The following is a 15,002-nucleotide window of genomic DNA, read 5'->3' as shown; positions in this document are numbered from 1 at the left end:
TAACTTTGGTTAGTGTTTTTTTTATGGCTTGGGTTCTATACTGAGGACCGAATTCAATAGGGGTATGGAGGAGAAAACGACATGAGTACAAGATTTCGAGTAGGTAGGAAGGTAACGGCGTTCTTACTTATCATGATGATGGTGATCGGCAGTATGCCGGGATTGCTTACAACAGGAGGAGGTAAGGTTTTTGCGGCTGATTTTAGCGGCGGTGATGGATCGGTAGAGCATCCTTATCTGATTACTTCACCGGAGGAACTAAACGTTATTCGCGATTATCCAGACAAGCATTATAAACTGGCAAATGATATTGACCTGACAGCGTTTCTTGAGGAGGGCAATGGTCTTGACGGTGGTACGTCATGGCAGCCGATCGATAATTTCTCAGGGTCATTGGATGGTGCCGGGCATATCATTACAGGATTGAATATAGATCTTCCTTTTAATTCTCTTGTTGGACTTTTTGGTTCCATAACGGCTACTGGTTCTGTTACGGCAATTGGTCTGGAAAATGTCCGTATAAAAGCGTACGAGATGGTTGGCGGTATAGCAGGAAATTTAGAGGGAGAGATCTCTAACAGTTATACAACGGGTACCGTATCAGGATGGAGTCTTGTAGGAGGATTGGCTGGAGCTGCTCTTCACGATTATTCATCGATTAAAAACAGCTATTCGATGGCTACCACTTCGGGGAATAATATGGTGGGTGGAATAGCCGGATTTAAGCATCCAATAGTTATGATCGAAAATACGTATGCTACAGGAAACGTAGCAGCAACTCGGCAGCAAGGCGCAATAGTAGGTGATGGTGGATCTAACCTCGTTATAAATAGCTACTACGACCAAATCACGACAGGAATTAGTAGTGGTGCAGGGAACGGAAAAAGTACAGAAGAAATGAAGCTCCAAGCTACATTTGCAGGTTGGGATTTCGATCAGATTTGGTTTGTTCCCCCTCATCAATATCCTCAATTAAGAATATTTGCGAATGCTCAACCTGTGGCTTCCCCAGATCCTGCAGATGGATCTGTCGCGGTAGGTTCAGAAGTGACGCTTACGGGTGAGAGAGCGGATACTGAAATTCATTACACGACAAACGGCGAGACGCCGACGAGATCTAGTGCATTATACGATTCAGGCACGCCAATCGTAATCAACGACGATGTCACGATCAAAGCGATGGCGGTGTATCCGGGGAAATTAGATAGCCCGATTATGAGCAAGAGCTATAAGATTGTAAGAGCAGCAGCTCCTTCAACCGCAACGTTGGAGAAAGGGTCACAGTATGGAACGAAGCTGAATAATGTGACGAGCCTGATGGAATATAAGGTGAATGATGGAGCGTTTCAACGTATTACAGGTACAAATGTAGATAATATTCCCGTACAACCGGGCGATAAAATCTATGTTAGATTCCTTGCCGACGATGAGAACCCAGCGTCTTATGAGCAAGAGTTATTGGTAGCTGAGGAACATATCGGCTTAAAAACAGAGGCTACGCTGACCTCGACAATCGGAACCGTAAGTCAACTCGGAACAGCTAATGAATCCATAACCGATGTTCCATACAGTACGAGTTTGGCAGATCTGAGGGGAGCGATCACGCCGGCGGCGAATGCTACATTTCAGATTTACAAATCGGATGGAACCACGCTAGCCACTGAAGTGGTGACGGGCATAAAAGTCATTGTTACCGCTGAAGATGGAGTGACGCAGACTACGTATACCGTGACGATGAGCGCTGCAACGGCAATTAAGACGGCAGCGATCAGCGGGTTAGCTGTTCCAGTCGTGGGCGAAGAGCCAATTCGACAAATAGATACAAACGAATATACCGCATCCGTGACTTGGTCTCCAGAGGTGGCTTCCCGGTATGTACAAGGAGAGACTTACACGGCTACGATGACGATTACACCCAAGAGAGGGTATGGATTAACGGGGGTACCTGCGAATTTCTTCACGGTAGCAGGTGCGACGGTTGTCACGAATTCAGCCGATTCCGGTGTAGTGACGGTAACATTCCCAGCAACAAAGTTCCTATTTTCCGGTGGCTCAGGAACAGTAGCAGATCCTTATCTGATTGGAACGGCATCTGAACTGAATAAGATTAGAGATTTCTTGGATTCGAGCTTTAAGTTAACAGCGGATATCGATTTGAGCGGCTATGCAGAAGGAGCAGGCTGGGCGCCAATCGGTTCTGATTGGTACAATGCGTTTGAAGGAAACTTCGATGGCAATGGTTATACGATCAAGAATTTAACGATAAATACAACAAGTTCTGATTTTACAGGGTTATTCGGCTATATCGAGAGAAGCGCGACGGTCAATAATGTCATTCTGGAAAATATCGATGTAGTCAGCAGTAAAGGCTATGTAGGTGGACTAGTTGGAGCGAGCGATGGAAACATCACAAACAGCGGGGTCGTCACAGGGCGTGTGAGCGGGGGGGACAGCTCGTATACAGGCGGGTTGGTTGGTTATAACTTCTCTGCAATTAGCGATAGCTTCTATAAGGGAAATGTGAGTGGAACAGCGGACGTTGCAGGCGGGTTGGTCGGCTTTAACGAAGGTGGTACGATTAGAAATAGCTTTGCTATCGGAAGCATTAGCGGTCTGTACACAGGTGGGCTTGTAGGATCGAATAATGGACTACTATCTTATAGCTACTTCCATGGAAGCGTAGATGGGAAAAATGTTGCAGCGGGATTAGTTGGAGCAAACGTTTTTCGTGTCGATAACAGTTATGCAACGAGTACCCTAACAGGAGAAGGAAGTTTAAGCGGCTTAGTTGGGATGTATGGCGGTTCGGTAAAAAATAGCTTTTACGAAAGTGAAACAACCGTACAACCGAGTGTAGGGACGGCACTAACGACAGCGGAGATGAAGACGCAAGCCAGTTATACAGATTGGGATTTCGGTCAGATCTGGACAATAGATTCCGCGGTTAATAATGGATATCCTTACTTGCGGAGTTCGGAGCTTCAAGTTACCTATAACGGAAACGGTAAAACGGGTGGAGAATTGCCGATTGCCCAAACCTCTCATGTTCGAGGAGATACGGTTAGCGTTAGTGGAAACACAGGTAATTTGGTCAGAAATGGTTACACCTTTGCGGGATGGAATACCTTAGCGGATGGATCCGGCAAAAATTATTCGGAGGCAGATCGTTTTACGATTACGGCGAGTAAGACATTGTTTGCGAAATGGGTCAGCACCCTTTCAACGTTAACCTCTACAATTGGAACCGTAAGCACAGGCGGGACGGCCAATGAAACGCTAACGAACATTCCTTACGGAACAACGTTAGCCGCATTGAAGACCGCTATCACTCCATCTGCAGATGCGACATTTGAGGTGTATGCGGCGAATGGGACTGATCTTGCGACTGCATTATTGACAGGTAGCAAGGTCGTTGTGACGGCGCAGGATGGAAAAACGAAAACGACCTATACGGTAACCGTACTAGCAGCACCGATCACACCAACACCTACCGTTCCGTCGCCGACACCGTCAACACCAGCTATCGTGCCGATTCCAACACCATCAACGCCAGCTAAAGTATCGTCAACAGACGGCAGCCTAACGCTTCCAGTTGGATCACTTGGCGAGGTTAGTCTGGAAGATCAGTTGAAGATTACTGTTCCTGTAGGCGCGGTCAATCAGGAACTGAAATTAACGATTTCAAAATGGCTGGATACGGAAAAGGTTCTCATTCATAAAGAGGTGCTTGCAAGCCCGGTATATGAAGTGTTGAAAAATATTTCGGGTAATTTCATCAAGCCGGTAACGTTAACTTTTACCTTCGATGCGAGTCAAGTGAAGAGCGGTCAAGGGGTGGCAATCTTCTATTTCGATGAAGAAAACAAAAAATGGGTAGAAGTGAAAGGCAGTCAGACAAGCGGAAATTCAATTAGAGCGGAGGTTGATCACTTTACGAAGTTTGCGGTGCTTGTTGTAGACCAGGCGACAGGGCTTCCTGTGTCGGAGGAAGGGGCGGTAACCCCTGCCAAACCGGAAATTAGCTTTAGCGATATTGCTGGGCATTGGGCTGAAGCAAACATCAAGCAAGCAGTTCAAGATGGAATCGTAAACGGCTATAGTGACGGAACGTTTAAGCCTGGTAAAACGATAACCCGTGCCGAGTTTGCAGTCATGCTGATGAATGCCTTGCAGGTTCAGGAAGCAGGTGCAGAGCTGACCTTCACAGATCAAGCAGACATTGGGCGTTGGGCACGGTCTGCGGTAGCACAAGCTGTGCAAGCAGGCATTATTAGCGGCTACAGCGATGGTACCTTCCGGGCGAATGCAAATATTACGCGCGCCGAGATGGCGACGATGATGGGGAAAGCGTTTGGTCTGCCACTGGACCCGAATGCAGTTACTTCCTTCGCAGATGACGGGATAATCCCGATCTGGGCCAAAAGCGCAGTAGCCACGCTGCAAGAACGCGGCATCGTGAACGGAATTGGGGCGAATACGTTTAATCCTCATAAACAAGCAACAAGAGCTGAAGCGATTGTTATGCTTTTGAATATGAATAAAGAATAATCTCATAAAGACGACTAGGGAGAGTTCACACTTCCTTGCAAGACAAACATGCCAAAAGGCTGGACGGAAAACCTTACGGTTTCTCACCCAGCCTTTTTATTGTGTAAAATAGATTTGTATGTGCGTAGGCTTTGGGCTAAATGTCTGAATTAGAATTTGTTCCGTTATTGAATTAGGGAACAAATAAAGGAATTGAAATAAGATTTTCTATATTGACGGAATGTTTAGTTAATAATAAAGTGGACTAATTATATTGCTTTCAAATGTAATGAAGAAGACAAGTAGATCCGGAAAAGCCCTTTAGAGAACTGCCGCCTGGTGCGAGGCAGCGGAGATCCGAATCAAAAAATCACCTCTGAGCAAGCTCTCGAAATAATAGTAGATGGGCCCGGGATTCTACCGTTACAAAGAAGCATCGTTGTTGGGTAAGGAATACCCGTTGATAACGCCTCCGAAGCTATTTAGCGAAATTATCTTACTGATTACTTTGGTGGCATTTCATTTATGTTAAGGTTTGATGGAAATTCACCAAGCGGGTATAGAATCTTGACTACGGTACATCGCAGCACAATTTACGCCGATAGACCCGATACGGAGAACCGTACCACAAGTAGGGTGAAAAATTGGACATGAGAATAAATAAGGAGGGCTCTTAAACTCTTTTTAGCTTATGTGCCTCAAGGACTTGTATAGGTGAGGAAATCCCTTTTTATGCTACTGAAAGTAGGTCTTACAAATGTATGCTAATGATTTTAATGGAGAAATTGTAATAAATAAAGAATCGCAGGTAATTGAGTTTATTCGAAATCGTCCAGCATTTAATGCCAATCAGTTTATTTTTACCTTTGAAGGAAGTGGTGCCCCTCAATTATGTGCTTTTGTTCGGGATGATTATTGTGTGTTGTACTTTTTAGATGCTGAACAAAAGGGAACTTTTGCTTCTTACGGTGATGACAATATTAGGGACGAAACGGTTACCTTTTACGAGGATGTTCATGGCGCAGAAGTAGTTTTAGCAAGTACAATGGTTATTACAGTTAAACAAATGACTGATGCGTGCACAGAATTTTTCAAGACGAAAACTCGTCCAACATGTATTAAATGGATGGAATTGTAGTTTATTAGTATATCGTTTTGATTTAGATTCAGCTAGGTTCCAGCCCAAAGGATATAAAGTACTACTTCATAGTCGCTACTAACAACAAGTCTATACTTTTTAACGTCACAAGTACCATCTACTGAAACGTTACTACTATTGTTTGCTTAAGATATGTTCTAATCCTCAGTCACTAGTACCGAATTTAAGTTTCACATATTCATTCGTTCCAATAAGCCCAAATTCCTCAATTAAAGAATTCCGAGTGACTAAGAAGGGAAGTTCATCTTTAAACTCATTTTTGATAGCATTCTCAACATAGGCTTCTGTAACTTTATCATATGTTTTCGTTGCTCCAATGAGCAATGTAGCCACTTCCATAACAATCCTAAAGATATTAGTGGACGAACTTCATTCTGAGATCAGAAACGATCTGAACCTCTTTGAAGTAAGAGGCTATCCCAAATACAATTAGAGTGTTGTTTCAAGCAAAGCCTTATTTCCTGATTATCGAAATATAGGCTCCGCACAAAAAAGCCCAGTCACCCAAAGTGACTGGACCCTCAATAACAATCTAAATCTCAAACTCAACATTACCCTTCTCGCTCAACTCAAACGGCCCTGATGTAACATCTGCATCGGGTCTCTTTGTACCGAAAAAGTCGGAGTCCAAGCGATATGGAGTGCTTTCGGGTTCCTCGTACTTCATATCGGCGTGATACGTTTTTCCGAGCAGGTCGGTGTTAATCACCATGGCAGAGGTACCTCGAAGCAATTCGGGCTCATTGATCTGCACCAGTACCTTGCCTTGCGCAGAATCAACCTCAATCTTTATGCTCTTCTGTGAATGTATCTTCGCATCTAATTCGTGAGTACTTGGAACCGCATGATTGAGATATACATTGCCACCCATAGCTACCGGAAGAACAGCGTTTCCTATAAAGAAATCCTTTGCAGCATCGCCAAGCTCCATAAGCTCTTCTTTGGTGTATTCCCACCACTTTTTATCTTTCACATTCGGATGTTGATTGTAACCGCCAAGTCCGACAGCATGCAGATAACAAATGGAATCGTCCGGCACACCATCCATGACCGTCTTCCCGTTCTCTCCAACGGCATCCCTTGGTTTGAGGGGAAGATGCTCAAAAAAGGTGATTGGAACAGGTTCCTTATTGGTGTCGGCGTCGTTATCACCCAAGAAGATATTGTTGTAGTACCTGTCGTCGCCTCCGGTGATATTGGAGTATCCCGCCATGGCTGTCTCGTGAGGGAAGTGATATGGCGTAATCCGGGTAATCTCGGAACGGACGACAAATCGGCCAGCAAATAAGTTATGAGCAAATGCTCCGCCCTGAGCCATATTTCTGAAATTCATAGGTGAGAGGAATAGATTGTGATCCACCATATACGGACCATGGCACACCTCAACGAAGAGGTCTTCTGAAATGTTGTCAAAAAATACATTGCGACTGATGCGAGTGCCCTGTGCCTGCCAGTCAAGCCAAAGCGCGCGGTAACAACTATACATTATATTTTCGTTAATTTGAGTATCCAGTGCAGCATGCAGTTTAATTCCTGCGACTTCGGCACCGTGTCTGAGCCGTTTATGATGAATATTATAAATCCGATTCTGGTAAATGTGGCTAAAGGCAGCGCCCATATGACCTACAATGCCGGCCTGCTCGCAATCATGAATCACATTACCCCGAACGATGTGGTTGCCGATGATATCTTTATGCCAGCCGGAGCGTAATGCTCGTAAAATAACCTCCTGCTCCCGTTGAGTCCCGCCTTTACTGCGCTTTTCCAAAGAGTTGGTGTGCCCTGTACCCATTTCGGTACCTAGGCTAATACCAACACATTTGGATTCACTGATTATATTGTTTTCGATAATCCAGCCCTTGCTCCAGTGTGGTCCGATCAGACCTTCCTGGTAGTCCGTAGGGGGTGCCCATTGAGGAGAGGCTTGACGGAGTGTGAACCCACTTACGGTGATATAGTTCAATCCTGGTTTCTCAGGCCAGAAGCAATAAGGACGTACATTAATTTCTACATTTTCTTTTCTAGGATCTTTTCCGCCAAAATTAGCCCAGATCTTCGTCGTCGTAGAATCCACTTCGGCGTACCATTTCAACAGTGAATCCTCGGAATACTTGGCTTCGGGCCAAATCTCCGGATTGTGAACGCTTTCAAAATTAGCACATTCATACAATGACTTTCCATCCAAATATACATCGCCGAGATGAACTGGGAAGGGCCCGTCGAACAACCAGTCTCCACTAAGCTCCACTTCAAAGGGATTACGAACGGAAAAGATGGAATTCAGCACTTCTGTGCTCCAAACGTCATTTCCTTCGGACTTCCAGTCGGTAATCCGCTCAGCTCCTGTAATGACGACTTCCCCGTCTCCTGCGGATCGATACACGATTCGATGCTCGGCTGTTCCTCCATTCGCCGGGTTAACCCATTCCCTGTATACTCCCGCATGAACAATAACGGTATCACCAGCCATGGCATGAGCCGCAGCGCGTGATATGGTACGAAGGGGTTGATCTGCGGTTCCTTTTCCTTGATCATTCCCATATATGGATACATGATATTCCATAACAGCTCTCCTTCTATTTCAAAATGTTTGTTGGTTTCCACTATTATACTAGTAAATAAATGTAATGGGATATACAGGAAGATGGATGTTTTATGAACAGCTACTCTGGTGACATTGATCTCATGGAGATGACCCTGAAGAAATAAAGAAGCCACTCCATTTTTTGAAGTGGCTTTTTACTCGGCTATTATTTTGCAATCTGCTATTCATACGGTGAACGGCAGCCATCTTATCTTCTACCTAGTGTCTCCCAAATATCATGGAGCCAGGAGTCGAACTCAGCATTTTTATCGCCCTCGTACGTATCATAGAGATCCAGACGTGTCTTTTGCAGTTTTTCCTTGAATTCCTCAAATGTGTGACCTTCGGGAAGGCTTTTTTTGATCCGTAGCAAAATTTTGTTCGTACCTTTAAACAGCTCGCCTTTGTTTTTGGCAGGCATTTGTACTTCTTCACCCAACTGTTTGAGCTTGAGATATGCGGCTTCGCGCACTTGGAACACTTGATCATTTTTCAAAACATTCTGCAGTAACTTAATGGTAGGTTCTGTGTCCCAGTTCCCCAATTCGTTCACCGCGTTCAGTCTGTCTCTCCAGCTTGATGTCCGATTAGCCGCTCGTTTGAGCTCTTCAAAGTTCTCTGGTAGTCCGTTAACTGCTCCAATATCATGGTTGTTCGTCAAGATTCAATCTCCTTAATCATCGCCATCTCGGCAAATGATGAATGTTATTTATGTGATCCCTATTATAGCACGAACTTGACTAAACTACTCCTATGAAGCCGATGGGTTAGCCTGAAACCATGTTCACCCAACTCATAAAGATGTACCAACCCATCTATTCTCCTTGGCCATCTTTTTCTCCTGAATAGAGTCTACCATGTACACCCAACCAATCAATCCGCATAAGACAAAACCGAACGCGTGTAGAGCTCCGTAAATGGGAATAAAGTCGAGTATGGTTAAGGAGTACATCTTTTTCAGTAACGGATAGAAGATGGAGATGACAACAACCGTGTAAAAGGCTATACAAGAAAGGCCTAGGAAGAAGGATGCCTTCATATTCAAAGCGTTTTTCCTTAAGTAAGCCAGGAGATAAGCCGTATATACCACAATATTACAAGCGAACAAAGCGACACCAACGTACTCGATCGGTTTGGAGAAAATCATACCAAAAGCAATCAATAGCGGTCCGATAATATCGATGGCAACGACCCAGGGATACCAGCTTTTTTTCGCCATAATCCGTCCCAGTGCACCAATGAAAATTGGAACGATCGCAGATGAGAAATGAAAGTGAACCGAGCTCAAGGCATGCGTAGTAACATTGGCATTGAAAAGCTCCACTTGATATTGATATAACGTAAACCATATTCCCCCGATAAAAAAGTAAACAAGTCCCGCACCAATTGCGATTTCCGCTGCTTTTCCTTTAGCCATCACAATCGTGGTCAAGCCATAGATGCCCAGCAGTAGTGTGAACAGTAGCCAACCCAGGGAGAGCATGCCTGGTATTGCTGTGCCTTCGAATCCCCACATCTTATTGCTCATGACGGAAAATAGGGTAAGAAGCGCGGCCGGATATTGAAGCCACTTTATAAGCACAAACATTATTCGTTGCTGTTTATTCTTCGCATCATATTTCAAAAGTAAAATGACAAGAGGCACAATGACGAATGCCGCAAACAGTATGAACTTCTCAACAAGCTGGAAGTGAAAGTAATCCAAATAAAATATAAGAATCGTCATGATTCCACCGGGAATTACAGGCATTAATAATGACTTCATTGGTTGCTTCAGAGAACGCTTCATGGCAGTTCCTTTCTCACTATATTTGTTCTATAAGCAGCCTATATTTAGTTATGTAGCATTCATTAGAATAGACAGGCAATGCTCATTTAAGTTTAACACATTTGATTTTCAAAATATTGTCTAGCATATAAAACGAGACCCTCTAGACAACATGGTCAACCTTACCACCACAAGTCACAGCAAGTATTCGAGCAATCCCGTGCAATTGGAAAAATGTTGTTCTTGGATTTCTTTCCCGAAGTACTGCTGTGTCTGAGATCGTGGTATCTTATATTCGTCAAAAGAATTGAACGGTTCAACGAAAAGGGGAGATTCCCGTCGAACAGCAATTTTTGAATACAATCGCGACCGAATTTAAGAACAACCAGAAGGTACTGAATGCAATTGGAGACGAGACTCGGCAGGCGATATTGATGGCTTTGATTCAAGGACCGCAGAAACCGGGCATGCGTGTGGGTGAGATCAGATTACAAACACACCTCTCCCGGCCTGCTGTATCCCACCATCTGAAAATACTGAAAGAAGCGCAGATTATCAGCGTTCACAAAGAAGGAACTCGTAACTTTTATCTGCTGGACGCCGGAAGCAAGCTGAAGTCGTTGAAAAACTTGGCGAGCGAGATTGATAAGCTATTTGAACAATGTGAGGAGCCAGCTACGGAATCACGATCCCGAACCAATGAAAGGGACGATCTTTGATGAAACATACAATCCAAGCATATAACGGAGTCGATATTCCGCAACTCGGATTCGGCTTATATAAGATCAAGCAGGGGGAATCTTTCGAAAAAACGGTTGAAGAGGCAATTCGAGCCGGGTATCGCCATTTCGATACAGCGAAAATTTACGGGAATGAAGTAGCGCTAGGCCGAGTCATTCAAAAAAGTGACATTTCTCGGGAAGATTTCTTTATTACCTCGAAAGCTTGGACAACGGATCTCGGATATCATGCGACGAAAAAGACATTTGAGCGAACTTGCCAAAGACTAAACGTAACGTATCTCGATATGTATTTAATTCATTTTGCCGGTGCCCATTATGAGGATGCCTGGAGAGCGATGGAAGAGTTATACGACGAAGGCCGGATCAAAGTCATAGGCGTAGCTAATTTTGAGATCAAGCATTTGGAGCATCTTAAGAAACATGCCCGGATTTTGCCCATGGTGAATCAGATCGAGACACACCCGGAATTCCAACAACGAGAGTTGCATGAGTATATGGTGAAAAATCAGATTCTGCACGAGGCCTGGGGCCCGTTAGGTCAGGGGAGCAAAGAACTGCTGGAGCACCCGAAACTGCTCGCAATCGCTAATAAACACCGAAAATCGGTGGCACAAGTCATTTTGCGCTGGCATCTGGAGCGGGGAATTATTGCAATCCCGAAATCATCAAATCCTGAGCGGATAAAAGAGAACAGTGAATTATTTGATTTTGAGTTTAATGCTGAGGAAATGGAACATATTCGCCGATTGGATACGGGAAAAAGATACTCCGTAAGCCCGACAGGTCTTATGGTCCATCCGATTTACATCAAATTAATGAAACTATTCAGTCGTCCATAATCACTTATAAATGAAGGGCCATTCGACAAAGAATGGCCCTAAACGTGTTGTTATAGACAGTGCGGAGGAATGTACCACAAGTAAACACAAAGTCATCGTTAACTGACCCCACTAATAACAATTCAATGTTTTGGGAACTGGTTTACTGGTTCATTTTAAGCAGTGATCTGACACAGCCAAACTTTGGTTCGTACCTAGAAATACAAATCAATTGTACTTGACCTCAATCGGTGTTACGCTGAGAATCGACAACTTCAGGCTTATTCAAACTTACGTTCTGCAACAATCCCACATCATAATTACACTATTTTAGATACCAAGAAAGGTAACACCATGATTAAAGCCCAAAATCTATCCTTCTCGTTTCCACAAAAAGAACTCTACAAAGACATTTCATTTACCCTCGAAGAGGGCCAACACTGCGCTTTTATTGGCACAAGCGGTAGTGGCAAGAGTACGTTGATTGAAATCTTGATGGACCCGGAAAGACATTTGTTCGAGGGGAAGCTGGAGATCGATCCGGATTGCACAATCGGGTATATGAGTCAGTTCTCACAGGTAGACCCAACGACAGAAATGACGGTTTTTGAATATATCGCAGAAGAATTTATCAAGCTTCAGGATGAGATCACAGCGATTTATGCGGAAATGGCCAACACATCGGATATGGATTCACTGATGGAAAAAGTGCAATTGGCTTTGGACGCACTGGAGGCCATGGGCGGAGATGAATATGAAAACACCATTCATAAACAGCTAAACCTGGCCAACCTCATGAAGCTGAAGGATGCAAGCATATCGTCCTTAAGCGGCGGGGAATTCAAGCTTATTCAAGTCATGAAGGAAATGCTCCACAGTCCGGATCTGATGATCATGGATGAGCCGGATGTATTTCTAGACTTTGAAAATCTCAATGCGTTAAAAAAATTGATTAATTCCCATAAAGGCATGTTACTCGTCGTTACGCATAACCGCTATCTGTTGAATCATTGCTTCAACAAAATCATTCACCTTGAGAACATGGAGCTTCAGGAGTTTGACGGACGATATATCGAGTACAATTTCTCCTTGCTTCAGACGAAGATTGAACTGCAGGAAATCGCAGTTGCTGAAGCGGAAGAGATCGAAAGATACGATGGTGTCATCGAAAATCTCAGAGCCATCGCAACGATTAATTCGGAAGCTTCCAGAGGAAGAGCGTTAAAAGCGAGAGTGAAATTTCAAGAACGTTTGGAAGCGCGCAGAATCAAAGCACCGTTTGTCGACATCAAGCAGCCGAATATTCGGTTTGGCCTGGATCATCAAGTGGAAGACAGCATCGCGATCAAGGTCGATAACTATAGTGTTTCCTTTGATGAGCTAGTTCTGCAAGATGTGAACTTCGAGATCAAATCGACAGATAAAGTGGCCATCATCGGCCCCAATGGTACTGGAAAAACAACGTTGCTTCGGGATATTTTCAAAAACAATCAGCCATCCATCGAAATCAATGAGGATCTCAAATTGGCTTATTTATCACAGCTTCAAGGCGAAACGCTCAAAGATTCGAATACAATCCTACATGAATTCATCGATGCCGGGTTTGAAACGTATGATGAGATCAGAGCCTATCTTGTGAACTACGGCTTTGAAGGCGAAATCCTGGATCAAAAGATCGAATCACTGTCCGGCGGCGAAAAAAACATGCTTCAACTGGCTAAAGCTGCCGGGGTTCAAGCTGACCTGTTGCTTCTTGACGAACCGACAAGCCATCTAGATATCTATTCGCAGATTGCACTGGAGAAAGCCATCGAAGAATATCAAGGCGCGATCCTCATGGTTTCGCATGATTTCTATTCGGTCGTCAACGGTATGGATTATGTACTCATTATTGAGAATAAGACGATCAGAAAAATGAGCATGCGCAAGTTCAGACAAATGATATACGCCAGTCATTTCGATAAAGACTATTTGCAAAATGAACAAAATAAAAAGGCTGTTGAAATGCAAATCGAATTGGCTTTGAAAAATACCGATTTTGAACGGGCAAAAGGCTTGGTCGATGAGCTGGAAGGTATTATCAAGCAACTATAATCATATTAGTTGAGACGGGTACAATTTTATTAATGAACGATTATTTTAAAAATAGGGCTACACCCTGTAAATCCATGACCCTATGCGGTTGTGGATTTTTTGCTTTCTAAGGCCTTCTGGCTATTGCTAAAAGCTATGACCAGTCATGCTTTTTTCATATAACCTGTAACCATTTTGATCATGCTATACTCAGGTAACTAAAAGTTAGAAGGAGATTTTTCTATGATACCATTCCGTAACGATCATGTTGGAAGCTTCCTACGTCCTGCGAACTTGAGTCAGGCGCGTGAACAATATAAAGCTGGCACTATTACATATGAAGAACTAAGAGATGTCGAGGATCAAGAGATCATCCGATTGATTGAGAAACAAAAAGAAAATGGCGTACTCGCTATCACGGATGGTGAGTTTCGCAGAAGCTGGTGGCACTTTGATTTCCTGGGTGGTTTGGACGGTGTAGAGCTGTATGAGGAAATTGATGGACCTAAATTCCATAACATGCAGACTCGTAAGGGCGGAATTCGAGTTGTAGGTAAGGTCGATTTCTCTACGCATCCCTTTGTGGATCATTTTAAGTTTTTGAAAAAACATGCAGGGGACGCCGTGGCAAAACAAACTATTCCAAGTCCGAATATGCTTCTCTATCGATTGGAAAACGGCGCCAACAGCTATACGGATCGTGAGCAATTCCTTCAGGATACGATTGCAGCATATCAAAAGGTCATTCAAGCCTTCTATGATGCAGGATGCCGTTATCTACAATTAGATGATACAGCTTGGGCAGACCTATTCTCAGAGGCTGGTCATGATAAACTGCGCGCTAAAGGGTTGGAACCGGCAGTAGAGTTGAAAACGATGCAGCGCATGATTAATGAAACTTTGGCTCATAAACCGGCAGATTTAGTTGTGACGATGCATATTTGTCGGGGTAACTATAAATCCAACTTTTTCTCAACCGGTGGTTACGATTATGCTTCTGAAGTTATTTTTGGAGGCTTAAATGTAGATGGGTTATTTTTAGAATTTGACGATGAGCGCTCAGGTAGTTTCGAGCCATTAAAATATGTGAATCGAACAGATTTGAAAATCGTGCTTGGTTTAATCACATCGAAAACCGGCGAGTTAGAAAATAAAGAACAGATCAAAGCCCGGATTGCAGAAGCGGCAACCTATGTTCCTCTGGATCAGCTTTGTTTGAGCCCACAATGCGGCTTTTCTTCCACCGAAGAAGGCAACATTTTAACAGAAGAACAACAATGGCGTAAACTTCGTTACGTTAAGGAAATTGCAGAAGAAGTATGGAGTTAAG

The 15,002-nt window shown here is 43.8% G+C and carries 10 protein-coding genes; 6 read left to right on the top strand and 4 right to left on the bottom strand.

Annotation, left to right across the window (positions count from 1 at the left end):
- Window positions 1-81 precede the first annotated feature (81 nt).
- Both BLQ13_RS20565 and BLQ13_RS20560 read left to right on the top strand, forming a co-directional pair.
- Window positions 82-4,548, top strand: coding sequence for an S-layer homology domain-containing protein (locus BLQ13_RS20565; RefSeq protein ID WP_090923559.1), 4,467 nt, complete (start codon window positions 82-84; stop codon window positions 4,546-4,548).
- Window positions 4,549-5,284: 736 nt separating this feature from the next.
- A complete protein-coding gene (locus BLQ13_RS20560) occupies window positions 5,285-5,665 on the top strand; it encodes an Imm1 family immunity protein (protein WP_090923558.1) in 381 nt (126 codons plus the stop codon).
- A gap of 165 nt (window positions 5,666-5,830) precedes the next feature.
- On the opposite strand, the gene BLQ13_RS20555 is transcribed toward BLQ13_RS20560, so the two are convergent.
- The 4 genes from BLQ13_RS20555 to BLQ13_RS20540 form a co-directional block, all read right to left on the bottom strand.
- Window positions 5,831-6,019 carry a hypothetical protein gene (locus BLQ13_RS20555; protein WP_139168929.1) on the bottom strand — a complete coding sequence of 63 codons (189 nt, stop codon included), beginning with the start codon at window positions 6,017-6,019 and terminating at the stop codon, window positions 5,831-5,833.
- Window positions 6,020-6,218: 199 nt separating this feature from the next.
- Entirely contained in the window at window positions 6,219-8,249 is a 2,031-nt protein-coding gene (locus tag BLQ13_RS20550; protein ID WP_090923556.1) for a right-handed parallel beta-helix repeat-containing protein, read from the bottom strand.
- Between the two features lie 229 nt (window positions 8,250-8,478).
- A complete protein-coding gene (locus BLQ13_RS20545) occupies window positions 8,479-8,931 on the bottom strand; it encodes a HEAT repeat domain-containing protein (protein ID WP_090923555.1) in 453 nt (150 codons plus the stop codon).
- A 132-nt stretch (window positions 8,932-9,063) separates the two neighbouring features.
- A complete protein-coding gene (locus BLQ13_RS20540) occupies window positions 9,064-10,059 on the bottom strand; it encodes a YndJ family transporter (RefSeq protein ID WP_090923554.1) in 996 nt (331 codons plus the stop codon).
- Window positions 10,060-10,370: 311 nt separating this feature from the next.
- Between BLQ13_RS20540 and BLQ13_RS20535 the strand changes: the two genes are divergently transcribed.
- The 4 genes from BLQ13_RS20535 (at window position 10,371) to BLQ13_RS20520 (ending at window position 15,001) form a co-directional block, all read left to right on the top strand.
- The gene (locus BLQ13_RS20535) at window positions 10,371-10,757 is read left to right on the top strand and encodes an ArsR/SmtB family transcription factor (RefSeq protein ID WP_244159404.1); all 387 of its coding nucleotides are present in this window, start codon (window positions 10,371-10,373) and stop codon (window positions 10,755-10,757) included.
- Window positions 10,757-11,620 carry an aldo/keto reductase gene (locus BLQ13_RS20530; RefSeq protein ID WP_090923552.1) on the top strand — a complete coding sequence of 288 codons (864 nt, stop codon included), beginning with the start codon at window positions 10,757-10,759 and terminating at the stop codon, window positions 11,618-11,620. Before BLQ13_RS20535 ends, BLQ13_RS20530 begins: the two co-directional genes overlap by 1 nt.
- A 333-nt stretch (window positions 11,621-11,953) precedes the next feature.
- Complete coding sequence (locus BLQ13_RS20525) at window positions 11,954-13,693, top strand: ABC-F family ATP-binding cassette domain-containing protein (RefSeq protein ID WP_090923551.1); 1,740 nt, start codon at window positions 11,954-11,956, stop codon at window positions 13,691-13,693.
- 222 nt (window positions 13,694-13,915) lie between these two features.
- Window positions 13,916-15,001, top strand: a complete 1,086-nt coding sequence (locus tag BLQ13_RS20520; RefSeq protein ID WP_090923550.1) for a 5-methyltetrahydropteroyltriglutamate--homocysteine S-methyltransferase — start codon at window positions 13,916-13,918, stop codon at window positions 14,999-15,001.
- Window position 15,002: the final 1 nt, after the last annotated feature.

Origin of the sequence: Paenibacillus polysaccharolyticus (assembly GCF_900102085.1) — a bacterium.
Lineage (GTDB): Bacteria > Bacillota > Bacilli > Paenibacillales > Paenibacillaceae > Paenibacillus > Paenibacillus polysaccharolyticus.
Note: the sequence above shows the minus strand (reverse complement) of the source record. Positions and strands in the feature narration are given on the sequence as shown.